Origin of the sequence: Uruburuella suis, assembly GCF_022870845.1 — a bacterium.
Lineage (GTDB): Bacteria > Pseudomonadota > Gammaproteobacteria > Burkholderiales > Neisseriaceae > Neisseria > Neisseria suis.
On the sequence record NZ_CP091507.1, the window covers coordinates 1,065,044 to 1,086,420 of the forward strand.

The 21,377-nt window shown below is 53.0% G+C and carries 22 protein-coding genes, 1 tRNA gene and 1 pseudogene; 17 read left to right on the plus strand and 7 right to left on the minus strand.

Translation table 11 applies throughout. The features are described 5' to 3' along the window. The first annotated feature begins 201 nt into the window (after positions 1-201). Entirely contained in the window at positions 202-1,131 is a 930-nt protein-coding gene (gene ribF / locus LVJ78_RS04685; protein WP_132954633.1) for a bifunctional riboflavin kinase/FAD synthetase, read from the plus strand. 132 nt (positions 1,132-1,263) lie between these two features. Beyond that, positions 1,264-4,044, plus strand: coding sequence for an isoleucine--tRNA ligase (gene ileS, locus LVJ78_RS04690; protein ID WP_132954634.1), 2,781 nt, complete (start codon positions 1,264-1,266; stop codon positions 4,042-4,044). A gap of 33 nt (positions 4,045-4,077) precedes the next feature. Here the strand turns inward: ileS and LVJ78_RS04695 are convergent, their stop codons facing one another. Continuing rightward, positions 4,078-4,542 (minus strand): hypothetical protein, encoded by a 465-nt coding sequence (locus LVJ78_RS04695; protein ID WP_132954635.1) that lies wholly within the window; start codon positions 4,540-4,542, stop codon positions 4,078-4,080. A 168-nt stretch (positions 4,543-4,710) separates the two neighbouring features. On the opposite strand from LVJ78_RS04695, the gene LVJ78_RS04700 reads away from it, so the two are divergent. From LVJ78_RS04700 to ispH, 7 genes are all read left to right on the plus strand, one after another. Beyond that, on the plus strand, positions 4,711-5,046 hold the full coding sequence (locus LVJ78_RS04700) for an IS630 transposase-related protein (RefSeq protein WP_244802577.1): 336 nt from the start codon (positions 4,711-4,713) through the stop codon (positions 5,044-5,046). A gap of 13 nt (positions 5,047-5,059) precedes the next feature. Further along, positions 5,060-5,536 carry an IS630 family transposase gene (locus tag LVJ78_RS04705; protein ID WP_244802578.1) on the plus strand — a complete coding sequence of 159 codons (477 nt, stop codon included), beginning with the start codon at positions 5,060-5,062 and terminating at the stop codon, positions 5,534-5,536. Between the two features lie 24 nt (positions 5,537-5,560). Then, complete coding sequence (locus tag LVJ78_RS04710; RefSeq protein WP_165870947.1) at positions 5,561-5,821, plus strand: thioredoxin family protein; 261 nt, start codon at positions 5,561-5,563, stop codon at positions 5,819-5,821. 60 nt (positions 5,822-5,881) lie between these two features. Further along, positions 5,882-6,580 carry an ABC transporter ATP-binding protein gene (locus tag LVJ78_RS04715; protein WP_132954933.1) on the plus strand — a complete coding sequence of 233 codons (699 nt, stop codon included), beginning with the start codon at positions 5,882-5,884 and terminating at the stop codon, positions 6,578-6,580. Next, positions 6,573-7,373 carry an ABC transporter permease gene (locus tag LVJ78_RS04720; RefSeq protein WP_132954932.1) on the plus strand — a complete coding sequence of 267 codons (801 nt, stop codon included), beginning with the start codon at positions 6,573-6,575 and terminating at the stop codon, positions 7,371-7,373. Before LVJ78_RS04715 ends, LVJ78_RS04720 begins: the two co-directional genes overlap by 8 nt. 199 nt (positions 7,374-7,572) lie before the next feature. After that, entirely contained in the window at positions 7,573-8,064 is a 492-nt protein-coding gene (lspA, locus tag LVJ78_RS04725; protein WP_132954931.1) for a signal peptidase II, read from the plus strand. 29 nt (positions 8,065-8,093) lie between these two features. After that, positions 8,094-9,032, plus strand: coding sequence for a 4-hydroxy-3-methylbut-2-enyl diphosphate reductase (ispH, locus tag LVJ78_RS04730; RefSeq protein WP_132954930.1), 939 nt, complete (start codon positions 8,094-8,096; stop codon positions 9,030-9,032). 66 nt (positions 9,033-9,098) lie between these two features. On the opposite strand, the gene LVJ78_RS04735 is transcribed toward ispH, so the two are convergent. Both LVJ78_RS04735 and rarD read right to left on the minus strand, forming a co-directional pair. After that, entirely contained in the window at positions 9,099-10,457 is a 1,359-nt protein-coding gene (locus LVJ78_RS04735; RefSeq protein WP_132954929.1) for a sodium-dependent transporter, read from the minus strand. Between the two features lie 96 nt (positions 10,458-10,553). Next, positions 10,554-11,474 carry an EamA family transporter RarD gene (rarD, locus tag LVJ78_RS04740; protein ID WP_132954928.1) on the minus strand — a complete coding sequence of 307 codons (921 nt, stop codon included), beginning with the start codon at positions 11,472-11,474 and terminating at the stop codon, positions 10,554-10,556. Positions 11,475-11,715: 241 nt separating this feature from the next. Here rarD and LVJ78_RS04745 point away from each other — a divergent pair, with 241 nt between their 5' ends. Then, positions 11,716-12,468, plus strand: coding sequence for an IS5 family transposase (locus tag LVJ78_RS04745; RefSeq protein WP_244802570.1), 753 nt, complete (start codon positions 11,716-11,718; stop codon positions 12,466-12,468). A gap of 288 nt (positions 12,469-12,756) precedes the next feature. Here LVJ78_RS04745 and LVJ78_RS04750 read toward each other — a convergent pair whose 3' ends face one another. After that, the gene (locus LVJ78_RS04750; RefSeq protein WP_132954108.1) at positions 12,757-13,095 is read right to left on the minus strand and encodes a cupin domain-containing protein; all 339 of its coding nucleotides are present in this window, start codon (positions 13,093-13,095) and stop codon (positions 12,757-12,759) included. 243 nt (positions 13,096-13,338) lie between these two features. On the opposite strand from LVJ78_RS04750, the gene LVJ78_RS04755 reads away from it, so the two are divergent. Further along, on the plus strand, positions 13,339-13,569 hold the full coding sequence (locus LVJ78_RS04755) for a hypothetical protein (protein ID WP_132954107.1): 231 nt from the start codon (positions 13,339-13,341) through the stop codon (positions 13,567-13,569). 114 nt (positions 13,570-13,683) lie between these two features. Here the strand turns inward: LVJ78_RS04755 and LVJ78_RS04760 are convergent, their stop codons facing one another. Then, on the minus strand, positions 13,684-13,854 hold the full coding sequence (locus tag LVJ78_RS04760; protein ID WP_165870920.1) for a hypothetical protein: 171 nt from the start codon (positions 13,852-13,854) through the stop codon (positions 13,684-13,686). A gap of 169 nt (positions 13,855-14,023) precedes the next feature. Here LVJ78_RS04760 and LVJ78_RS04765 point away from each other — a divergent pair, with 169 nt between their 5' ends. Next, positions 14,024-15,844 carry a Na/Pi cotransporter family protein gene (locus tag LVJ78_RS04765; protein WP_341539395.1) on the plus strand — a complete coding sequence of 607 codons (1,821 nt, stop codon included), beginning with the start codon at positions 14,024-14,026 and terminating at the stop codon, positions 15,842-15,844. Positions 15,845-16,158: 314 nt separating this feature from the next. On the opposite strand, the pseudogene LVJ78_RS04770 reads toward LVJ78_RS04765, so the two are convergent. Both LVJ78_RS04770 and tgt read right to left on the minus strand, forming a co-directional pair. Further along, positions 16,159-16,275: pseudogene (locus tag LVJ78_RS04770) on the minus strand (outer membrane lipoprotein chaperone LolA); the annotation flags it as partial. A 231-nt stretch (positions 16,276-16,506) separates the two neighbouring features. Next, on the minus strand, positions 16,507-17,622 hold the full coding sequence (tgt, locus tag LVJ78_RS04775; protein ID WP_132954106.1) for a tRNA guanosine(34) transglycosylase Tgt: 1,116 nt from the start codon (positions 17,620-17,622) through the stop codon (positions 16,507-16,509). Positions 17,623-17,781: 159 nt separating this feature from the next. Here tgt and LVJ78_RS04780 point away from each other — a divergent pair. From LVJ78_RS04780 to rplT, 5 genes are all read left to right on the plus strand, one after another. Further along, a tRNA-Val gene (locus LVJ78_RS04780) sits at positions 17,782-17,858 on the plus strand. 107 nt (positions 17,859-17,965) lie between these two features. Next, complete coding sequence (gene thrS / locus LVJ78_RS04785; protein WP_165870919.1) at positions 17,966-19,876, plus strand: threonine--tRNA ligase; 1,911 nt, start codon at positions 17,966-17,968, stop codon at positions 19,874-19,876. Positions 19,877-19,894: 18 nt separating this feature from the next. After that, positions 19,895-20,416 carry a translation initiation factor IF-3 gene (gene infC, locus LVJ78_RS04790; protein ID WP_207894315.1) on the plus strand — a complete coding sequence of 174 codons (522 nt, stop codon included), beginning with the start codon at positions 19,895-19,897 and terminating at the stop codon, positions 20,414-20,416. A gap of 147 nt (positions 20,417-20,563) precedes the next feature. Next, positions 20,564-20,761: a 50S ribosomal protein L35 gene (gene rpmI, locus LVJ78_RS04795; RefSeq protein ID WP_132954105.1), complete on the plus strand. Its 198-nt coding sequence runs from the start codon at positions 20,564-20,566 to the stop codon at positions 20,759-20,761. Positions 20,762-20,772: 11 nt separating this feature from the next. Then, positions 20,773-21,129 carry a 50S ribosomal protein L20 gene (gene rplT, locus LVJ78_RS04800; RefSeq protein WP_132954104.1) on the plus strand — a complete coding sequence of 119 codons (357 nt, stop codon included), beginning with the start codon at positions 20,773-20,775 and terminating at the stop codon, positions 21,127-21,129. Positions 21,130-21,377: the final 248 nt, after the last annotated feature.

Consider the following 21,377-nt stretch of genomic DNA (forward strand, 5'->3'; position numbering starts at 1 on the left):
TTGCAAGCATGCCAAATCATCGGCGGTTGGCTTGGATTGTTGACAATCTTTACATCATCATGCCCGCGCGCTGCGGAAAAGTCAAAATGCTGTGCCGCATGGCAGGCCGCTTGAGCGTTTCAGACGGCCTGCCAAGGTTTCTTAAAAGCCCGATTGCGTTTACAATGGCGCATTATTCTAAAAACACGTAGACCACCCCTAATGAATGTTTGGTTCGGGCAAACGCAAGCCCCCGATTTTCCGCAAGGCGCCGCGGTAACCATCGGCAATTTCGACGGTGTGCACCTGGGCCACCGCCATATTTTGCAGCGATTGAAAGAAGAAGCCCAAAGCCGCGGCCTGCCGGCCGTGGCGATTGTGTTTGAGCCGCAACCGCAAGAATTTTTCGCACGCAAGCTCGGCCGCGAGCTGCCTTACCGGCTCACGCCTTTGCGCAGCAAATTGCAGCTTCTGCGCGACACCGGCTGCCTTGATGCGGTGTGGGTGTTGCGTTTCAATCAAGCTTTTGCCGACATCGGCGCACAAGCATTCATCAGCCGCCTGCTGCGGCAAAGCCTCAACACCCAATATCTGCTGATTGGCGACGATTTCCGCTTCGGCACCGGCCGCGAAGGCGATTTTGCCATGCTGCAAAACCAGCGCGGCATGGTGGTGGAGCGCACACCCTCGGTGATGGTGGAAAACATCCGCGCCAGCAGCACCGCCATCCGCCAAGCGCTTTCAGACGGCCGCCTTGATTATGCCAAAAAGCTGCTCGGCCACGATTACATGCTCAGCGGCCATGTGAAACACGGCGCCAAGCTCGGCCGCACCATAGGCTGCCCCACTGCCAATGTGCAGCTTGCCCAATATCATTATGCTTTGAGCGGCGTGTTTGTGGTGGAAGCCGAGGGCGCGTTCGGCAAAAAACGCGGCGTGGCGAGCTTTGGCTTCAACCCCACCGTGTCGGCCAGCCGCCGCCAAAAGCTGGAAGTGCATGTGTTTGACTTTGAAGGCGATTTATACGGCCAGCGTTTGAATGTGCGCTTTTTGCACAAATTGCGCGACGAAGAAAAGTTCGACAGCATCGACGCGCTGCAAGCGCAAATCTGGGCCGATATGGATGCCGCACGCCATTGGGTGGCAGCGTAAATCTGCAGGCAGCTGCTTGAAAACCTTATAAACCCGCCCTAATTCCGTTACAATATATTCTTGCTTTTCAGACGGCCTTGCATGCTTGATAAGGCCGTCTGAAACCACATAACGAAGCACGAGAAAAACAAAATGACCGATTACAGCAAAACCGTAAACCTGCTCGAAAGCCCGTTTCCCATGCGCGGCAATTTGGCCAAACGCGAAGGCGGCTGGCTGAAAAGCTGGTATGAGCACAAGCGCTATGAAAAGCTGCGCGAAATCGCCCAAGGCCGGCCGAAATTCATTCTGCACGACGGCCCGCCCTATGCCAACGGCGATATTCACATCGGTCATGCCGCCAACAAAATTCTGAAAGACATCATCTTGCGCAGCAAAACGCTGGCGGGCTTTGATGCGCCTTATGTGCCCGGCTGGGATTGCCACGGCCTGCCCATCGAATTGATGGTGGAAAAGCTGCACGGCAAAGATATTCCCGCCGCCCGCTTTCGCGAATTGTGCCGCGAATATGCCAAAGAGCAGATTGCGCGTCAGAAAAAAGACTTTATGCGCCTGGGCGTGATGGGCGATTGGGCACACCCTTATCTCACCATGGATTTCCAAACCGAAGCCGAAACCGTGCGCGCGCTGGGCGAAATCTATCTGGCAGGCTATCTTTATCGCGGTGAAAAGCCGGTGCAGTTCTGCCTCGATTGCGGCTCTTCGCTGGCCGAAGCCGAAGTGGAATATAAAGACAAAATATCGCCCGCCGTGGATGTGGCTTATCGCTTTAAAGACAACGTCGCGCTGGCCAAGGCATTCGGCCTGAGCGAAATCGGCGGCGAAGCCTTTGCCGTAATCTGGACCACCACACCGTGGACGCTGCCGGCCAGCCAAGCCATCAGCGCCGGTGCCGATGTGGTTTACCAATTAATCGACACGCCCAAAGGCAAATTGGTGCTGGCCAAAGATTTGGCCGAAGAAGCGCTCAAACGCTACGGCTTTGAAAACAGCGCCGTGTTGGCCGAAACCGGCGGCGCCAAGCTGGAAAACCTGCATCTCGAGCATCCTTTCCTCGAGCGCGATATTCCGATGCTCAACGGCGACCACGTTACCACCGAAGCAGGCACGGGCTTGGTGCACACTGCCCCTTCGCACGGCTTGGACGATTATTTCGTGTGCCTGAAATACGGCATCGAATTGGATAATCCGGTAAACGGCGAAGGCCGCTACCGCAGCGATGTGCCGCGCGTGGCCGGCCTCACTGTGTGGGAAGCCAACCCCGTGATTACCGAATGGCTGCAAGAAAACGGCCGCCTGCTGGCCGACACCAAAATCGAACACAGCTATGCGCATTGCTGGCGCCACAAAACCCCGCTGATTTACCGCGCCACCGGCCAATGGTTTATCGGCATGGACAAGGCCGGGCACGACGGCAAAACCCTGCGCAACAAAGCCATGAAAGCGGTGGACGACACCGAATTTTTCCCCGCTTGGGGGCGTGCACGGCTGGAAGCCATGATTGAAGGCCGCCCCGACTGGGTGGTGAGCCGTCAGCGCTATTGGGGCACGCCGATGACGTTTTTCGTGCACAAAGAAAGCGGCGAATTGCACCCGAAAAGCGCCGAATTGCTCGAAGAAGTGGCCAAACGCATTGAAAAGAAAGGCATTGAAGCATGGTTTTCGCTCGATGCTAAAGAATTGCTGGGTGAGGAAGCCGCCGATTATGAAAAACTCAACGACACGCTCGATGTGTGGTTTGATTCCGGCAGCACCCACTTTTCCGTGCTCAAGCAGCGCGAAGAATTGGCTTGGCCTGCCGACCTTTATCTCGAAGGCAGCGACCAGCACCGCGGCTGGTTTCAATCATCCATGCTGATCGGTTGCGCCACCGTGGGGCGCGCGCCTTACAAGCAATTGCTCACCCACGGTTTCGTGGTGGATCAAAACGGCCGCAAAATGTCGAAATCGCTCGGCAATGTGGTGGCGCCGCAAGAAGTGTACAACGAATTCGGCGCCGATATTCTGCGCTTATGGACGGCTTCCACCGACTACAGCGGCGAATTGGCGATTTCCAAAGAAATCTTGAAGCGCGTTACCGAAAGCTACCGCCGCATCCGCAATACTTTGAGCTTTCTTTTTGCCAACCTGAGCGATTTCTCGCCCATCGAGCATGCGGTGCCGCAAGACCAAATGGTGGAAATCGACCGCTATGCCATGATTTTGGCACGCCAATTGCAAGAGCGCCTGGCCGGTGATTTTTACCCGCGCTATGCCTTTCACTTTGCCGTGAAAGACATCGTGGCTTTTTGCTCGGAAGATTTGGGCGCGTTTTACCTCGATATTCTCAAAGACCGCCTCTACACCACCCAAGCCGACAGCCACGCGCGCCGCAGCGCCCAAACCGCGCTTTACCACATCACCCGCAGCTTGGTGCTGCTGATTTCGCCGATTTTGTGCTTCACCGGCGAAGAAGCGTGGGACATTATAGGCGGCGGCGAAGAAGACAGCGTGTTGTTCCATACTTGGCACGAATTCCCGTCGATCAACGAGAAAAGCGAAGAAGCGCTGCTGAAAAAATGGCAGGCCGTGCGCGAAGTGCGCGAAGCCGTTACCGCCGCCATCGAGCCTTTGCGCGCCGATAAATCGGTGGGCTCTTCTTTGCAGGTCGAAGTGGCCATCACCGCGCCGGATGCGCTGGCAGGCTACCTCAAAGCGCTGGGCGAAGAATTGCGCTTTGCCTTGCTGGTGTCTGAAGTGAGCGTGGCCAAAGGCGATGAATTGGCGGTGGCGGCCAAGGTGAGCGGCGGCGAGAAATGCGAACGCTGCTGGCACTACACCGATGATGTCGGCTCGGTGGCCGCGCATCCCACGCTTTGCGCCCGTTGCTCGGAAAACGTGGATGGCAAAGGCGAAACGAGACATTACGCTTAAACGCTGAGGTTGTGAAAAAGGCCGTCTGAAAGATTATTCTTTCAGACGGCCTTTTTGTTGAATAGAAAACACACACACTGGATGCAGGCCGGGTGAAACCTTTGCAAAACTTCCTTTCCGTCGCTCCTGCGCAGGCAGGAGCCCAGCCTGAAGCACGGCTTGAGTTGTCAGGCAGGTAGCCGCCATCAAAAAAGAAACAATCAAATAGTTTGATTTTATAGATAATTGATTATTCTCGGAAATGTGTGATACCAATCCAAAAAATAACCTAACTTCGTTGTCTCGCCTTGCCTTACTATCTGTACTGTCTGCGGCTCGCCGCCTTGTTAGCTTACTTTTTTGAATTGGTATGAGATAAGCAAAGCGCTGCGTTGCACTGGGCACCCGCCTGCGCGGGTGCGACAGATATCCGGTTTTGTAAAGGTCTCCGGGTTTATGGAAAATGAGGGCGGAAAAGGCGGAGTGTGTTTTTACGCCTGAATGCTGATGTTGTGGCAAAAGGCCGTCTGAAAGATGGGTTTCAGACGGCCTTTTATGCTGGATAAAATGTTAAAATCACGGCCATGGATACATTAAAAACTTTACCCGCTATTGAGCAGCATCTTGCAGCGCACGGCTTGAGCCTGCTTTATATAGTAGAATGCCTAAAAAACTTACACAAATATCATGACCTATCCACTTCATATCCGTAAAAAAATCCTGGCCGAGTTGGCGCACAGTACTTACCGCGCTGTTGCCGCAAAATATGGCGTCAGCACTACTGCTTTGCAAAACTGGCAAAAGCAGCCTGAGCCTAAAGTAGATAAAAACTACCCGCCCCGCAAAATCGATAATCAGGCTCTGGAAGAGGATGTTGCCAAGTATCCCGATGACTACCAATGGCAACGGGCTGCCCGTTTCGGTTGTGATCAGTCGGCCATCTTTCGTGCCCTCAAACGATTGAAGATTACCATTAAAAAAAATTCTCGAGCACCCGAAAGCGGATCAACAAAAAAGAGCTGATTTCGCCGCTGAATTGGAATTCTATGAGAGCCACTTATATCCCATTGTTTATTTAGATGAAAGTGGTTTTAAGAGCGATACATTCAGGCCTAAAGCCTATGCAAAACGAGGACAGACTTGCACCGGTGTATTCGATTGGAATCTGAAGCAAACCAACGTAATCGGTGCCGCCTGCAACGGCGTGCCGTTTGCCTTCGGTATGTTTGAATGCAGCGTCAACAGTGATGTTTTCCATGCTTGGATAACACAGGCATTAATTCCCGAATTACCTGCCTGCAGTATAGTGGTGATGGATAATGCGACGTTTCACAAACGGCAGGATATTTTGGGTGCGTTAAAAGAGGCCGGCCATATTGTGCTTTGGCTGCCGCCATACAGCCCTGATTTGAATCCGATTGAAAAGACGTGGGCGTGGATTAAAAAGATCAGGCGTGAATGGCGGATTTCCTGTGTAGAAACTTTACTGTTTTGGTTCTTGAATCTTGTGTAACTTTTTTGAGCATTTCACTATATCGTGTCGCGCGATTGCGGCGTGTGCCATGCGGTGGAGCCTAAGCTGGAGTCGGTGTTGGCCGATTGGCCGCAGATTGCTGCGGTGCGTGCCGATGTGGCTGAGCTGCCGGCGCTGGCCGGCCGCTTTCATGCGCTTGCAGCGCCGGTGGTGATTCTGTTTGTCCAAGGACGTGAGGTGTGGCGGGTGGCGAAATTCATTTATATGGATGAGCTGGCGCAAAATCTGGCTTTATGGGCGGCGCAATATCCCGAGGCCGTCTGAAACAGATTGCCGCTGTCTGAATCATCAAGCCATCATTCCAAACCACAAGAGCCAAACCCAATGATGAATGCCGATACTACTGTTTTGCTTTCCGGCCACGGGCTTACCCGCGTGATTAAAAGCGGCAAAATCTTGCTGCATCCGGCCGATTTCATCGTGCAGGCCGGCGATAAAATCGGCGTGGAAGGGGCTTCCGGCAGCGGTAAAAGCGTGTTGCTGCGCACGATGGCCTTGCTGGATTGGCCCGATGGCGGTGAATTGCGCTGGCAGGGTAAGGCGGTGGCAGGAGCGGCTGCGGTGGAGGCTTATCGCACGCAGGTGGCTTATGTGCGCCAGCAGCCGGTGCTGGTGCCGGGCAATGTGGCGGATAACTTGAATGTGCCGTTTGCGCTGGCGGCTTATCGCGGCCAAAAGCAAAATCGTGAATTAATCCGCCATATGCTGGAGCGGATTGAGCGCAACGAGCAGTTTTTGGAAACCGATGGCGGTAATCTTTCCGGCGGCGAGGCGCAATTGGTGTGTTTGATGCGGGTGTTGCAGCTCAATCCGCAAGTGTTGCTGCTTGATGAGCCCACCGCCGCGCTGGATCCGGAATCGGTGGCGGCGGTGGAAGAATTGGTGCGCGTTTGGCAGGAAAACCGGCAAAATCAGGGCGCTTATGTGTGGATTTCGCACAGCCCCGAGCAATTGCAGCGCATTGCGGCCAAGGTGTGGCATGTGGCTGCCGGCAAATTGGATGCGGGGGTGCAAGATGCATGATTTGAGCTGGGTAGATTTGGCCGTGGCCTCGGTGCTGGTGTTGATCAGCGTGCTGATTTCGATGTGGATGCGTTTGGGGCTCACCCGTAAAATAGGCGTGGCCGCCGTGCGCACGGTGGTGCAGCTAACCGCCATCGGCATGGTGTTGAAATATGTGTTTGCCGCCGAGCACCCGCTGTGGATTGCCGTGATTGCGCTGGTGATGACACTCACGGCCGGTTTGTCGGCCGGCAGCCGCAGCCGCTATACTTATGCGGGTGAAAAGCGCGATGCCCTGCTTTCGGTGTGGCTCACTTCGTGGATTGTGGCGCTGATTGGTTTGTATGGGGTGTTGAATGTGCGGCCTTGGTATTCGGCGCAATTTGTGGTGCCGATTTTGGGCATGATTTTGGGCAACACGCTCAATACGGTGTCGCTCACGTTTGACCGGCTCGTGCAAGCGCTGTCGCAACAGCGCGGGCAGGTGGAAATGATGTTGTCGCTGGGCGCCACGCCTTGGGAAGCGTTTCAAGATATCGCCCGTCAATCGGTGAGCGCGGGCATGCTGCCCACGATTAACAGCATGACGGTGGTGGGCATTGTGAGCCTGCCCGGCATGATGACCGGCCAAATTCTGGCCGGCGGCGCGCCCGAGCAAGCGGTGCGCTATCAGATTGTGATTATGTTTTTTATGTGCGCGGCTTCGGCCTTGGGCGGGATGTTTGCCGTGTGGTCGGTGTTCCGCCGCTTCTTCGATAAAAACGCCTGCTTTTTGCCGTGGCGTTTGATCCGCAAGCCTCAGGGCAGGGAATAAGGCCAAACCCGAAAAAAGCAGGGCATGGTGGTTTCGATTTTTGGACTCGGTATCAATATTCAGACGGCCTTTTTGAATCAATATGAATACTTCGCAGCGGGCGGCCGCTTGCCGCGGCGGTTTTACCCAATTTAGCCCCGAAAAGCCGCGAATCGGGTAAAATGCACGGCTTAATTGATCAAGGCCGTCTGAAACGTGTATGACTACTTCCAAACCTTCTAAAACCAAATTCTGGCTGCTGGCTGTTGCGGCCGTGGTGCTCGACCAAATCACCAAAGTGGCGGTGTTGAAAAATTTTGAGTTTGCCCAGCGGCTCAATATTATCCCCGATTTTTTCGATTTAACGCTGGTGTATAACACCGGCGCCGCCTTCAGCTTTCTGGCCGAGGCCGGCGGCTGGCAGAAATATTTCTTTCTGGCGCTGGCCGCCGTAATCTGCTTTTATTTGGCGCGCTCGATTGTGAAAGACGATTTCGGCACATGGGGCAAAACCGGCGCGGCGATGATTATCGGCGGCGCCATCGGCAATGTGGTCGACCGCATGCTGCACGGCCATGTGGTGGATTTTTTATTGTTTTACTGGCAAAACTGGTATTACCCCGCGTTTAACGTGGCCGACAGCTTTATCTGCGTGGGCGCGGTGCTGCTGGTGATTGACGGTTTCAAACATAAGAAAGATAAGGCCGTCTGAAACACACATAACTTTGATAAAGATAAAATATGAGCAATAAAACCATTATGTTGGCCAACCCGCGCGGCTTTTGTGCCGGGGTGGATCGCGCCATCAGCATTGTCGAGCGTGCGCTGGAAGAATTCGGCGCGCCGATTTATGTGCGCCACGAGGTGGTGCACAATAAATTTGTGGTCGATAATCTGCGCGAAAAAGGCGCGGTGTTTATCGAAGATTTGGCCGATGTGCCGGCCGGTGCCACGCTGATTTATTCGGCACACGGCGTGTCGTTGGCGGTGCAGAATGAAGCGGCCGAGCGCGGTTTTCAGGTGTTTGACGCCACTTGCCCGCTGGTGACCAAAGTGCATAAAGAAGTGGCGCGGCTGGATGCACAAGGTTATCAAATCATTATGATCGGCCACAAAGGCCACCCCGAAGTGGAGGGCACGATGGGGCAGCTCTCAGAAGGCGCGATGCTGCTGGTGGAAACGGTGGCAGATGTGGCCACGCTGCAAGTGGCCAATGCCGACAAGCTCTCGCATGTGAGCCAAACCACTTTATCGGTGGATGAAACCCGCGATATTATCGAGGCCTTGAAAGCACGTTTTCCGAATATCCGCAGCCCGCATAAAGAAGACATCTGCTATGCCACTACCAACCGCCAGGAAGCCGTGAAAGCGCTGGCGCAAGAATGCGATATCGTGATTGTGGTGGGCTCGCCCAATTCTTCCAACAGCAACCGCTTGCGCGAAGTGGCCGCGCTCTTGGGCGTGGATGCTTATATGGTGGACAATGCCGGCTATTTGCAGCGGCAATGGTTTGAAGGCAAAAGCAAAGTGGGTGTCACCGCCGGCGCATCGGCGCCCGAAGTGCTGGTGAAAGAAGTGCTTGCCGCCATTGATAATTGGGGCTTTCACACCGTGCGCGAAGGCGAGGGCGCGGACGAGAGCATTGTGTTTGTGTTGCCCAAAGCTTTGCGCAAAGAATAAATCATAGCTCTATAGCAAACAGGCCGTCTGAAAAGTTTTCAGACGGCCTGTTTGATTCATGCAGCTTTAAATCAAGTTGCTGACAAAAATCAACAAAATCACAAACGGAATAAAATATTTCACATAAGCAAACCACAAGCCGGTGAAGCGGCTGTTGCTGCCGAGCTCTTCGCGCGCTTCGTCTTTCATCACAAAGCCGACAAACAGCGCCGAGCCCAACGCGGTGAGCATAAAGAGAATATTGCCGCTGGCAAAGTCAAACGCATCAAAAATGCTCAAGCCAAACAGGCGCACCTGCTGCCATAAATTGTCGCCCAGCACCGAGGGCACGTTGCCGAGCAGGAAAATGCCGCCCAACACCAACACAATCGCCGTTCTGCGCGGCAAGCGGGTTTTCTCTTGCAAAGCGGTGATCAGCACTTCGTAAATGGTCAGCGAAGTGGTGAGCGCGGCAATCAAGAGCAGCGAGAAAAACACCACCGCAAACATCGTGCCCGCCCACATATTGGAAAACACAATCGGCAGGCTTTGAAACACCAGCGTCGGCCCCGAATCGGGCGCCACGCCGAAGCTGAACAAAGAGGGGAAAATCATAAAGCCCGCGAGCACCGCAATCAGCGTGTTCACCACCGCTGTGATCACCGCGGTTTGCACCAGATTTTCTTTTTTATCCAGATAGCTCGACAAAGTAATCATCACGCCGAAGCCCAAGCTGAGCGCGAAAAACACCTGCCCCAGCACAAACACAAACAATTGCGGCGTGATTTTGCTGAAATCCGGCTGCAAATAAAAGCGGATGCCCTCTGCCGCGCCGGGCAGGGTCACGTTGCGGATCACCATAAAAATCAGGAAAACAAACAGCAGCGGCATCAAAAATTTGGCCGCTTTTTCAATGCCGCCGATCACGCCTTTGGTCAAAATCCAATAATTGGCCAGCACAAACAAAAGCGTGTAGAAAAGCACCGAAAGCGGCCGGTTGTGGATGTGTTCGGCAAAAAAAGCCTTTGTGGTGTCGGCACCCAAAGGTTGCGACACATCCAGGCCGCCGCCGATAAGGTTGACGATATAGGTGAGCACCCAGCCGCCCAGCACCATATAGTAGGCCATGATGCCGAAAGCGCCGGCCAGGCCGAGCCAGCCCACCGCTTTCCAGGCTTTGTGCACAGGTTTGCCGTTGTAGCTGCCGCCGAACGCATCGAGCGAATTGCTGGCACGGCGGCGGCCGATCACGTTTTCCACCAAAATCATCGGAATGCCGATCAAAATCATGGCAAGGCAAAACAGCAGCACATAAGCGCCGCCGCCGTTTTCACCCACTAAATAAGGAAAGCGCCATGTGGCGCCGAAGCCCACGGTGGCACCGGCTACGGTGAGAATATAAGTGAGGCGGCTTGACCAATTCTGGCGAAGATTGTTTGTAGACATTATGTTTTATTTTATTGGTTAAAAACGCACTCATTATACGTTTTGTTTAAAATAATTCGATTAAAATTACATATAATTAAGCCAATTTGAATTATTCTACTGATTATTCAATGAATTTTGTTTGAAATTAAACAGCCTTTTGCCGCCGCGGCGCATGCCGTGCCAAACCATCAGCGCCAAGCCCAGCCAAATCAGGCCGTAGCTGATAAAAGCCCCCTGAGGGGTTTGCTCGTTCAGCAATATCAGTGAGAGCGCAAAAAGCAATATCGGTTCCAAATAGCTGAGCATGCCAAAGAGGCTGAAGGGCAGCATTTGGCTGGCCTGTAAGTTCAGCTGCATGGCCAGCGCGCTGTTTAGGCCCAGCAGCACAATAAAGCCGATTAGCCAGGGCTGCCCGGCAATCAGCGCCAGGCTGTCGGCTTGCCAGAGCAGATAAAGCAGCGCGAGCGGCGCAATCAGCAGCAAGTCGAAAAAAAGGCCGGTGAGCGCCGGCACACCTTGCGCGCGGCGCATCAGATAATAAAGCGGATAGCTGCCAAACACCCACACCGTCACCCACGAAAACGTACCGTTACGCCACAATTCATGCGTCACGCCGGCGCAGGCCAATGCCACCGCCAGCCATTGCAGCGGCGCGAGCCGCTCTTTAAACCACACGTTGCCCAAAAGCACCATCATCAGCGGAAACAGAAAATAGCCCATGGCCACATTAATGCCTTCTCCATTAACCGGCGCCCACATAAAAAGCCACAGCTGGCTGGCCAGAATAGGCGTGGGCAGTAAGAGCCACAGCCAACGCTTGGGGCTTTTGCCGAGGCTTTGGGCAAAAGCAGCCGTTTGCCGCCAGCTGCGGCTGAGGCTCAGCAGCGCAAGCAAGCCGAACAACATCGCCACCATGCGCCACATAAACACATCGGTGCCGCTCATCGGCTGCATCCAGCTGCTGTAGAGAAACAGCGCGGCAAATAAAAGATTGGAGCAAATGGCGGCTGCTAAGCCTTTTTGGGTGCGGGTCATACCGAGGGTTTCTGAAAAGGGTGGGGCGCTATTATAGCGGAAGCTCTGAATCACTCATGGCGGTGTTTTTTATCGTCTTTTTTACGCTATGTTGTGTTGGTTTGTTGAGGTAATAGAACCACTATCTTCTCAATAGGATGCCCTAGGGCGTCCTGACAATTACTTGTCATAAAAATAATCAGATAAAAGAAAGGCAGATAAGTTAAAATTTTTGTCGCCAAACAAAACATACTTATCTGCCATGCCTCGAACACTACTCAAAGATGAATACTGGTCAAAGCTGTTAAACATTCTGCTCGATTTAGGCGTTTACCACAAGAAAAATCTGCGCCTCAAAATAGAAGGCATACTTTACCGCATCAGAACCGGCATACCGTGGGAAGACATCCCGCCGTTTTTCGGTAAAGGCAATTCCCTGTTGCGCCTCTTCCATAGATGGTCGGAGAAAGGGATTTTTCAAAGCATACTCAATGCCTTGACCGAATTCCCCGATATGGAATGGGTATTTATTGACGGCAGCTATGTCAAAGTCCACCAACATGCAGCGGCAACTGTTGGAGAGGCAGCCGCTATCGGCCACAGCCGTGGTGGCAATAGCACTAAAATTCATTTGGCTGTCGATGCCTGTGGAAACCCTGTAGGTTTCAAGGTCACATCGGGAACGGTTAATGACATTACTGCGGCACCGGAATTGCTGGATAGCGTAGATTTATCCTCAACCGAAGTGCTGACTGCCGACAAAGGTTATGACTCTGACGCTTTCAGGCAGTTGCTTGCCGATATGGGCATCAGGCCGAATATTCCTTATAAAAAAGACAGGGAGCGTCTGAATGTGTGTATGGATTGGTATTTGTATAAAGCGAGGCATTTGGTAGAGAATGCCTTTGAAAAATTGAAACATTTTCGTGCGGTTGCCACCCGTTACGATCGTTTGAAAAGGCATTATGAAAGCGTAGTTGCTTTAGCTTGTATTATGCTATGGCTGCCTTTATGACAAGTAATTGTCAGGACGCCCTAGGGTCTGTTCACAATTCATCCGCGCGTAAGATTTTGAGCGCAAAAGCGTGGCTGCAAGGCGAAAAGCACAGCAAGGTTGAACACCTTGCGAGCATTTTCAACGCAGCAGGCGCGTTTTTGAGCCAAAATATTGCCGCGTGATGAATTGTGAACAGACCCTAGCATAAAAATGCCGGAAAATTCACCCGCCAGCGTTATTCAGAGCCTAAAGAAGGCCGTCTGAAAGATTAATCTTTCAGACGGCCTTGATGGTTAACCATAGTCGTTACAAACAACATTGGCCGAAGCGCAGCTTTTTGCTCAGCGTCAATTCGTGGGTGAGCTGCTTAATCACCAAAATAGTGGTTTGGTCTTCCAGCGCGCGGATGCTGTGGGTTTCATCGGGCGCCAGGCGCACCACTTGCAAGCCGTGGGTTTCGAGGCTTTCTTTTTCGGTGGTGATTTGGGCGCGGCCGCCCAGCACAATCAGCAACACAATGGCATCGGTTTGATAAGGCGGAATTTCGTTGTCTTTCTGCAGGGCGAGCTGCACGATTTGCTGGTCGTTGTCCTCAACGATAATGCCGCCCAAAAGCGCTTTGGGGTCGAGCGTGTATTGTTGCATAGTGTGATTCCTTTTTATTGGTTTGAAAGTCAAACTTTAAATAGCAAGCCGAAATTATAAAACCGCACCGCGCCGGCTGCCTGCGTTTTCAGACGGCAGTTTGATATAAGGCAAAATAGATAATATAAAAACAAAAAACGCTGCGTGCGCTTTTTGTTTTTCGGGGCAAACCCCGAGCATAATCTTACTTTTCAGCCAAGCCCCTTGTGTTCAAAATTGATCCGCTGAAAGGATTTCAAACGCTTGAGCTGCATTGTTCTGCGCGAGCCGGGCATAAAAAATGCCGCCAATAATTGGCGGCGGGTCGGTTGTTTAAGAGGCGGCGGATTTGCCGGCTGCATCGTGGGCAGCTTTGCGGGCATTAAATGCGCGCTTGGCGGCCTGAAAAATAGCTTGGCGTCTGCGATGTTGCATCAATCGCTCCTTTCTTTGTTGTTCATTACTTATTGGAATATGCAGTATGGCGCTTTATGACGGATATTACAAGGGCTTGCTTAGAATAATTGTTTATTTTTATATGTTTATTTACATATATAGCCGTTTGTCGGGGATTTTGCCCGATTAAGCAGCGGGGGTGTTTTATGCGTTTCAGACGGCCTGAGTGCGGCTTGCGGTGAGGATTACGTAATATTTACCGGCTTGGCCGATAGTCAACGCAGTCAATACAATATAGTTTGCCATGGTGGTGGCCGCTGCGGAGAGCAATTTTTGATGCGGAGAAATGGTGGGGCTTGGGTTGCTTTTTTGTCTGAGCTGCATAATGTTTGATGATATTCAAACACCGTTGATTCAAACGCATCTTTATGATAAGGGCAGACAACAGGCCGTCTGAAAGCTTTGCGGCTTTTCAAACGGCCTATTGTGACCGCTTTATGACACCGCCCAAACCCGCTACAATACGCTACATTTTCTTTTCCGTTTGCCCCCTATGATGAAAAAACCCGCCTTCCGCTCTTTGCTTGTCGGCCTGCTGCTGATTGCGCTGGCCGGCAGCTTTTGGTACAGCCCTGCCTGGTTGCAGCTGTGTTATGGTTTGGCGTTGTTTTTGTTTGGCATGCAATGCATCGAAGAGGGGCTGCACAATGCCGCCGGCGGCACATTGGAGCGCTTGATGGCCAGCAGCACGGCCACACCTGCGCGCGGGCTGATGTTCGGTATGGGCGCAACGTTTGTTTTGCAGTCGAGCACTTTGGTGTCGCTTTTAACCATTGCTTTTTTAAGCACCGGCTTAATCGGGCTGGCGGGCGGCATTGCGGTGATTTTGGGCACCAATCTGGGCGCCACCGGCGGCATTTGGCTGCTGGCGCTGGCCGGCCAAAGCGTGAGCCTGAGCCCGGCAGCGGTGCCGATGCTGGTGTTCGGCATTTTGGCGGGCTTTTTAAAAGGACGGTTTGCCGCGTTTGGGCGCGTGTTGGTGGGCATTGCGCTGATTTTTATCGGCATTGATGCAATTAAAGACGGCTTTCAAAGCGTGGGCGGCAATCTGGATTTTGCCAGCATCCGCTCGGGCGGGGCGATGGAAGTGGCGATTTTCAGCGGCATCGGCCTTTTGCTCACGGTGGTGCTGCAATCCACCCATGCCACGCTGATTCTCACGTTGGCGGCTTTGGCCGGCGGCCAAATCAGCGTGACTCAGGGCTTTGCCATTGCGCTGGGCTCCAATGTGGGCTCGAGCATTTCCACCGCGTTTGTGGGTTTTTTAGGCAGCGAGCGCAGCGGTCAGCGGCTGGCGCTGGCGCATTTGCTGTTTAACGTGGTGACGGCGGTGTTGTGTTTGCTGCTGTGGCTGCCGCTCACTTGGCTCGTGGCGCAGGCGGCCGGCTGGCTCGGCTTCAATTCGCTGCTGCAACTGGCTTTATTTCACACCTTGTTTAACTTGGTGGGGCTGGCCGTTTTTTGGAAGCTGCAAGCGCGGCTGGCCGAAAGTTTGCAGCGCTGGCTGCCCGATAAAGCCGCAGATGAAGTGCTGATTCCGGAAGAAATGCCGGAAAAAACCATGCGCCGCAAACAGGCGCGCTATCTTTCCGACAATATGCTGCGCGCCGGCGACACCGCTTTGCGCGCCGTGTTTCAAGAGGTGCGCCATTTGGGTGCGCTGAGCTTGGAGGTGATTTGCCACGTGTTGTTTATTCCGGCGGAAATGCTTTATCAGGAAGAAGAGCCTTTGCTGGAGCCGCCTGAGCCGCCTTTGCAGCTCGATGCGCAAGCGCTTTATGAAAACTACATCAAAGCCCCTTACAGCGAGTTGCTTGAGTTCACCAGCAAAATGGACATCGACGACGAAGCGCAGCAACAGCAATTATTGCAGGCGCACATCGCCGCCATGCAGCTGGTGGAAATTGTGAAAGACAGCAAACATTTGCAGAAAAATATGCAGCACTATCTGCAAAAGCCCGACAGCCGCGCCTATCCGCATTATTTGCGCCTGCGTGCACATCTGTTTAAAACCATGTGCCTGTTTCGCCGGGCGGCCGCCGCTCCGGCAGGCAGCGAGGCCTGGAAAGAGGGCAGCGAAGCGCTCGACCGCCATGTGGCCACCTTGGAGAGCTCGTTTCGCAGCCGCGTGTTCGACAAGCTGCGCCAAGACGAATTGGGCAGCTGGCACACCAGCTCATTGATGAACGACACCAATTACGCCAAACGCATCGGCAGCGGTTTTCAGGAAATTCTGCGGGTGGCGGGTGCTGTCGGCGGTGTGGAAATTTTGCCGGCCGAAGAAGAGGAAATGCCGGCGCAGGAAGAGGCGTAAATCGGCTGCCATTCGGGTTGTTTGAGGCTATGTGGAAAACATCAAAAAGGCCGTCTGAACGTTCAGACGGCCTTTTTGATGCCTTGTTGCAAACACTTAATTGCTCAATATATCCACGCCTTTGGGTGGTGTAAATTGAAACACACTGCGCGCTAGGGTCTGTTCACAATTCATCCGTGCGTAAGATTTTGAGCGCAAAAGCGCGCTTGCAAGGCGAAAAGCACAGCAAGGTTGGACACCTTGCGAGCATTTTCAACGCGGCAGGCGCGTTTTTGAGCCAAAAGATTGCCACGAGATGAATTGTGAACAGACCCTAAATCGGGCTTGGTGTTTAAATTGCTGAAGCTGATGCCGGTTTCGTTGCCGAAGCTGTTTTTGAGCTGCATGGCGGCCGGTGCATCGCCTTTGACGTCGATTCGGATATATTGATAGCGCGTAAGTCGGATTCGAGAATCCGACTTACAGGCTGCCTGTTTGTATATTATTTTTTTTGAATGGGTGTCATATCAAACCTGAAAATAACCTAACAGCGCCGCCTTGCTGTGCTGTTTGCGGTTTGCCGCCTTGCTATCTTACCTTTTTAGGTTTGGTTTCAGACGGCATCAGCCACGCTGATGCGTGGGCGCAGACCGGCCTGAGGTTTGTCGTACGCAACCGCAATGTTAATCGGTGCCGCGGGCGCGCTGCTCGTGAAATTGCGCGCGCCAGTTTTCAAATTGCCCCTGCTCAATGGCTTCGCGCATTTCCGCCATGATCACTTGATAATAATGCAGATTGTGTATGGTGTTGAGCTGTGCGCCCAAAATCTCGCCGGCGCGGTGCAGATGGTGCAGATAGGCGCGGCTGAAGTTTTGGCAGGCATAGCAGCTGCAGCTTTCATCAATCGGGCGGGTGTCGAGCTTGTGTTTGGCGTTTTTGATTTTCAAATCGCCAAAACGGGTGAAAAGCCAGCCGTTGCGGGCATTGCGGGTGGGCATCACGCAATCGAACATATCCACGCCGTGCGCCACGCCGTAAACCAAATCTTCGGGCGTGCCCACGCCCATCAGGTAATGCGGTTTGTGCTCGGGCAGCATCGGGCCGACGGTGCGGAGCATGCGGTACATTTCCGGCTTGGGCTCGCCCACGGATAAGCCGCCGATGGCGAGGCCGGGAAAGTCGAATTGCTCCAAGCCTTTAAGCGATTCTTCGCGCAAATCTTCATACATCGCGCCTTGCACAATGCCGAAGAGGGCATTGGGGTTGTTCAGGCGCTCGAATTCGGCTTTGGAGCGCTCGGCCCAGCGCAGGCTCATTTGCAACGATTTGCGCGCCTGCTCGTGTGCCGCTTCGCCGGGCGTGCATTCATCCAGCTGCATGGCGATATCGGAATTGAGCACGGTTTGAATCTGCATGGAAATTTCGGGCGATAAAAACAATTTGTCGCCGTTTATCGGGCTTTTGAAGGTGCAGCCCTCTTCGGTGAGCTTGCGCATGTCGGAGAGTGAAAACACTTGAAAGCCGCCTGAGTCGGTGAGAATCGGTTTGTCCCAGCCGATAAAATCGTGCAGGCCGCCGAATTGGCTGATCACTTCCAGCCCGGGGCGCAGCCACAGATGATAAGTGTTGCCCAAAATGATTTGCGCGTTGATGTCGTGCAGGTTTTGCGGCGTCATCGCTTTTACCGAGCCGTAGGTGCCCACCGGCATAAACACCGGTGTTTCGATTTTACCGTGGTTGAGCTCGAGGGTGCCGCGGCGGGCGTGGCCGTCTTTTTTGTGAAGGGTGAATTTCAGCATGGTTGAAGATGGGTTTGTAATAGAATGGGCGGATTATAGCGGATTTATGGTTTTTATGCTGTTCAGACGGCCTGCACACGCACGGCGGATAGGCTTGCCAAACGAAACGGAAATCAGCTAAAATAGCGCCTTTGCCGCAGCTTTATGTTGGCCGCGTGCAGGCGCGTAGCTCAGTTGGTTAGAGCACCACCTTGACATGGTGGGGGTCGTTGGTTCGAATCCGATCGCGCCTACCAATCTGTCACCACAAAAGCCGCTTGGGTTTTTGTCGGTTTTTTTGTGTTTATCAAACAGGCCGTCTGAAAAAGGCGGCGTGTTTGCACTATAATTTTTGGAGTATTGCATGTTGAACATCACTTTGCCCGACGGCTCGCGCCGCCAATTTGAAGCCCCCGTATCGGTTTACGATGTGGCCGCTTCAATCGGCACGGGGCTGGCCAAGGCCGCTCTGGCGGGCAAGGTCGACGGCAAATTGGTGGATACTTCATTTGTGATTGAGCACGATGCCGATTTGGCCATCGTCACCGGAAAGGATGCCGAGGGCATCGACATCATCCGCCATTCCACCGCTCATTTAATGGCTTATGCGGTGAAAGAATTGTTCCCTGAAGCGCAAGTGACCATCGGCCCCACCATCGAAGAGGGCTTTTATTACGACTTTGCCTACAAGCGCCCGTTTACGCCGGAAGATTTGACCGCTATCGAAGCCAAAATGGCCGAATTGGTGAAGCAAGATATCCCGGTCGAGCGCTATGAATTGCCGCGCGATGAAGCCGTGGCTTATTTTAAAGGCATCGGCGAGGCTTATAAGGCCGAAATCATCGAAAGCATTCCGCAAGGCGAGGTGTTGTCGCTTTACCGCGAGGGCAGCTTCACCGATTTGTGCCGCGGCCCGCATGTGCCCAGCACCGGCAAGCTCAAGGTATTTAAGTTGATGAAAGTGGCCGGCGCTTATTGGCGCGGCGACAGCAACAACGAAATGCTGCAACGCATTTACGGCACCGCTTGGGCCACGAAAGACGAATTGAAAGATTACCTTTTCCGTTTGGAAGAGGCCGAAAAACGCGATCACCGCAGGCTTGGCAAACAGCTGGATTTGTTCCACCTGCAAGACGAAGCACCGGGCATGGTGTTTTGGCACCCCAAAGGCTGGGCGCTGTGGCAAACCATCGAGCAGCATATGCGCAAAGAGCTCGATGCGGCCGGCTATCAGGAAATCAAAACCCCGCTGATTATGGATAAAGGCTTGTGGGAAAAATCCGGCCACTGGGAAAACTATCAGGAAAATATGTTTATCACCCAGTCGGAAAAGCGCGATTATGCCGTGAAGCCGATGAATTGCCCGGGCCATGTGCAGGTGTTCAACCAAGGCTTGCGCTCTTACCGCGATCTGCCGATGCGCTTGGCCGAATTCGGTTCCTGCCACCGCAACGAGCCCTCAGGTGCTTTGCACGGGCTGATGCGCGTGCGCGGCTTTGTGCAGGATGATGCGCATATTTTCTGTACCGAAGAGCAAATCGTGGCTGAATCCAAAGCCTTCAACGAATTGGTGATGAAGGTATACAAACAATTCGACTTCCATGATGTGGCGATTAAATTGTCGCTGCGCCCGGAAAAGCGTGCAGGCTCCGACGAAACCTGGGATAAAGCCGAGCAAGGTCTGCGCGATGCACTCACCGCCTGCGGCTTGCAATGGGAAGAGTTGCTGGGCGAGGGCGCTTTTTACGGCCCCAAAATCGAATACCACATCAAAGACGCCATCGGGCGCTCATGGCAGTGCGGCACTTTGCAGCTCGATTTTGTGCTGCCCGAGCGCCTGGATGCGGAATATGTTACCGAAGACAACGGCCGCGCCCGCCCGGTGATGCTGCACCGCGCCATTTTGGGCTCGCTCGAGCGCTTTATCGGCATTTTGATTGAAAACCACGCCGGTTCTTTCCCCTTGTGGCTGGCACCGGTGCAAATGGTGGTGATGAACATCACCGAGCATCAAGCCGATTATTGCCGCGAAGTGGCCGAGCGTCTGCGCGCTGAAGGCTTCCGTGTGGCACTGGATTTGCGTAATGAGAAAATCGGCTATAAAATCCGCGACAACAGCCAGCAGCGCTTTCCCTATCAAATCGTGGTGGGCAACAGCGAAAAAGAAAACAGGCAAGTGGCCGTACGCCGCAAAGCAGAAGACTTGGGCTCGCTCAAACTGGATGATTTCATCGCCCGTTTGAAGCAGGAAATCGCCCTCTCTCTGGTACATTAAACTTTTATAAGGAGCATCATCATCGCACAAGAACGCGAAGCACGAATCAACGGCGAAATCACCGTTAAAGAAGTGCGCTTAATCAGTATTACGGGCGAGCAGCTCGGCGTGGTAACCGTACGCGAAGCTTTGGCCATGGCCGAAGAGCAAGATGTGGATTTGGTGGAGATTTCCCCCACTGCCAAGCCGCCGGTTTGCAAGCTGATGGATTTTGGCAAATACAAATATGAGCAGGCCAAAAAGCGCGACGAAGCCAAGAAAAAGCAAAAGCAGGTGCAAATCAAGGAAATCAAATTCCGTCCGGGCACCGATGAGGGCGATTACAACATTAAGATGCGAAACATCACCCGTTTTCTGGAAGATGGCGACAAGGTGAAAGTTACCCTGCGTTTCCGCGGCCGCGAAATGGCGCATCAGCAATTGGGTGCGCAACTGCTGGAGCGCGTGAAAGAAGAATTGGCCGAAATCGGCACCGTTGAGCAGTTTCCGAAAATGGAAGGCCGCCAAATGGTGATGATGATTGCGCCGAAGAAAAAATAAGTTTATAATGCTTGGCTTGCTCCGATTTGCCGCGCGGAGCAGCTTTTTTTGAGCGGCAAAAAATCGTGGTGTTCGGGCTTCAAGTGCTTTAAAGCTTTGTTTTAAAGCCCCCTTGCACCTAATCTAATAAATGATATGGAGTATCCCATGCCGAAAATGAAAACCAAGTCGGGCGCGAAAAAGCGCTTCAAAGTACTGGGTAACGGTGGTGTGAAACGCGCTCATGCGTTCAAGCGTCATATTTTGACCAAAAAAACCACTAAAAACAAACGTCAATTGCGCGGCACCTCGATGGTGAACGAGCGCGATATGGCTTCGATTTCTAAAATGTTACCCTACGCTTAAGGAGCTAAACTATGCCACGCGTAAAACGCGGTGTTACCGCCCGTGCCCGTCATAAAAAAGTATTAGCGTTAGCCAAAGGCTATCGCGGTCGTCGCAAAAACGTCTATCGTGTTGCCAAGCAGGCGGTGATGAAAGCCGGTCAATATGCTTACCGCGACCGCCGCCAACGCAAACGCCAATTCCGCCAGCTGTGGATTGTGCGTATCAACGCCGGCGCCCGTGAAAACGGTTTGTCTTACAGCAAGTTCATGAACGGCCTGAAAAAAGCTGCCATCGAAATCGACCGCAAAGTATTGGCTGATTTGGCTGTGTTTGAAAAAGCCGCTTTCGCCCAATTGGTTGAAAAAGCCAAAGCCGCTTTGGCTTGATGCTGAGCTGAGCTATATTTGAAAAGGAAACTTCGGTTTCCTTTTTTTATTTCAGGCCGTCTGAAAGCGCTGCCTATTTTTTCTTTAAATTGCTGTTTTTTTGAATGTAATTGCGCTAAAATAATGCACTTTCAAACACAGCAAGAGCCATCAAAGGCTGTCTGAATGCGTTTCAGACGGCCTCCTTATTTTAATGATGGCGCGCTTGCGGCAACCCGAATCCGGTTGCCAAACCCACCCACAGGCAA

Coding starts and splice junctions, on each gene's coding strand:
- ribF (WP_132954633.1), top strand. CDS start 202: ATGAATGTTTGGTTCGGGCAAACGCAAGCCCCCGATTTTCCGCAAGGC.
- ileS (WP_132954634.1), top strand. CDS start 1,264: ATGACCGATTACAGCAAAACCGTAAACCTGCTCGAAAGCCCGTTTCCC.
- LVJ78_RS04700 (WP_244802577.1), top strand. CDS start 4,711: ATGACCTATCCACTTCATATCCGTAAAAAAATCCTGGCCGAGTTGGCG.
- LVJ78_RS04715 (WP_132954933.1), top strand. CDS start 5,882: ATGATGAATGCCGATACTACTGTTTTGCTTTCCGGCCACGGGCTTACC.
- LVJ78_RS04720 (WP_132954932.1), top strand. CDS start 6,573: ATGCATGATTTGAGCTGGGTAGATTTGGCCGTGGCCTCGGTGCTGGTG.
- lspA (WP_132954931.1), top strand. CDS start 7,573: ATGACTACTTCCAAACCTTCTAAAACCAAATTCTGGCTGCTGGCTGTT.
- ispH (WP_132954930.1), top strand. CDS start 8,094: ATGAGCAATAAAACCATTATGTTGGCCAACCCGCGCGGCTTTTGTGCC.
- LVJ78_RS04735 (WP_132954929.1), bottom strand. CDS start 10,457: ATGTCTACAAACAATCTTCGCCAGAATTGGTCAAGCCGCCTCACTTAT.
- rarD (WP_132954928.1), bottom strand. CDS start 11,474: ATGACCCGCACCCAAAAAGGCTTAGCAGCCGCCATTTGCTCCAATCTT.
- LVJ78_RS04745 (WP_244802570.1), top strand. CDS start 11,716: ATGCCTCGAACACTACTCAAAGATGAATACTGGTCAAAGCTGTTAAAC.
- LVJ78_RS04750 (WP_132954108.1), bottom strand. CDS start 13,095: ATGCAACAATACACGCTCGACCCCAAAGCGCTTTTGGGCGGCATTATC.
- LVJ78_RS04760 (WP_165870920.1), bottom strand. CDS start 13,854: ATGCAGCTCAGACAAAAAAGCAACCCAAGCCCCACCATTTCTCCGCAT.
- LVJ78_RS04765 (WP_341539395.1), top strand. CDS start 14,024: ATGATGAAAAAACCCGCCTTCCGCTCTTTGCTTGTCGGCCTGCTGCTG.
- tgt (WP_132954106.1), bottom strand. CDS start 17,622: ATGCTGAAATTCACCCTTCACAAAAAAGACGGCCACGCCCGCCGCGGC.
- thrS (WP_165870919.1), top strand. CDS start 17,966: ATGTTGAACATCACTTTGCCCGACGGCTCGCGCCGCCAATTTGAAGCC.
- rpmI (WP_132954105.1), top strand. CDS start 20,564: ATGCCGAAAATGAAAACCAAGTCGGGCGCGAAAAAGCGCTTCAAAGTA.
- rplT (WP_132954104.1), top strand. CDS start 20,773: ATGCCACGCGTAAAACGCGGTGTTACCGCCCGTGCCCGTCATAAAAAA.